The organism is Corallococcus sp. CA047B, from assembly GCF_003612065.1.
Taxonomy (GTDB): Bacteria; Myxococcota; Myxococcia; order Myxococcales; family Myxococcaceae; genus Corallococcus; species Corallococcus praedator.
This window is the reverse complement of sequence record NZ_RAWD01000646.1, coordinates 1-1,399: the sequence shown is the minus strand read 5'-3', so window position 1 is coordinate 1,399 and position 1,399 is coordinate 1. Positions and strand designations below refer to the sequence as shown.

The 1,399-nt window shown below is 69.3% G+C and carries 1 protein-coding gene; it reads left to right on the top strand.

All coding sequences use genetic code 11. The annotated features are described in order from the left end of the window. Window positions 1-239 precede the first annotated feature (239 nt). Window positions 240-1,399 (top strand): CARDB domain-containing protein (locus D7X74_RS41900; RefSeq protein ID WP_304984953.1); only part of this gene is annotated, 1,160 nt, incomplete at its 3' end.

Here is a 1,399-nt window from a genome sequence, read left to right as displayed (position 1 = left end):
ATCCCTCCCCGCCCATGGGTGTGAGGGATTGGTGGGGCTCCAACGTGCCGGGTGGAGTGAAGACAGACACAGGCTGTCTCAGGAAATGAGACGGTGAATTATTGTGATTTTCGTGTCTTGACGGAACTTCAGGGCTTCAGAAGATGTCTGTCGGACCGGCTGCGCCATGGCACATGGCGGACGCGGTCATCCCCCTTCATTCCTCAGGAGCACGCATGTCACGGCGCAGGTCGTCATGGATGTCTTCATATTGGTTCCTCGCTGGAGCCTTGGGTCTCACCGGCTGTGGAGAGGGCCCGGAGTCACCGTCGCTCCAGGCGCGTTCGCACGCGCTCACATATGGCCCGGACCTGCGCATCACGGAGTTGCAGGCGCCGGAGAACGCGCGGCCCGGTGAGCCCCTCCTTGTCACCGCGAAGGTCTGCAACACGGGCACCGACCCCGCGAACCCGTCGGGGAGCAACCTGCTCCAGGTGTACCTGTCCACCACGCCCACCCAGCAGGTGCCCCTTCCCGGTTCGCCGCCCTCGACGGCCCAGATGACACTGGGCGAGGTGGACGTGGGGCCGCTGGGCGCGGGCCAGTGCGTCAGCCGCTCGCTGACGGTCCCGGCCAATCCTCCCACCGGCTTCACGGGCAACGGCGTCTACTTCCTGGGCGCGAGCATCGACACCGGACAGCGGGTGGTGGAGTCGGATGAATCCAACAACGGCTTCGTCCGGGGCCTGCTGGGCGTGGGAATCCGGCCCGACCTCGTCGTCACCCGGCTGGACGGGCCGGCGTCGCTGAGCCCGGGCCAGTCCTTCACCGCCACCGCGACCGTGTGCAACGTGGGCACGGAGGCCGCGAGCAACGGGTCGGTGGAACTGCACCTGTCCACGGTGAACAGCCTGTCGCTTCCCACCGGTCCCATTCCGCCCCCCACGCAGTTCATGGTCGCGGGGCAGGGCATCAGCGGCCTGCTCGCGGGCGTGTGCCGCACGGTGTCGCTGACGGGCACCGCCCATCCGCCCCCGGCCGCCACGGCGAACGCGCCGCTGTACCTGGGCGCCATCGCGGACGCGTCGAACAGCGTCCTGGAGCTGCGCGAGGACAACAACACCTTCGTCCGGGGGCTTGTCGGCTTCGGCCTGGGACCGGACCTCGTCGTCCGCTCCGTGACGGGACCCGCGAGTGTTCGGATGGGCGGAGCCTTCACCGCGTCCGTGACGGTGTGCAACGAGGGCACGGCGCCGTCGATTTCGTCCGACGTGGCCGTGTTCCTGTCGTCGGTGCCTTCGCTGGGGGCCCCGGGGACGATGCCCCGTCCCGCCACCGAGGTGCTGGTGGCCAACGTGAGCGCCCCGCCCCTGGCGGCGGGCCAGTGCGTCACCCGCGCCGCGCCCGGCTCCGCGTATCC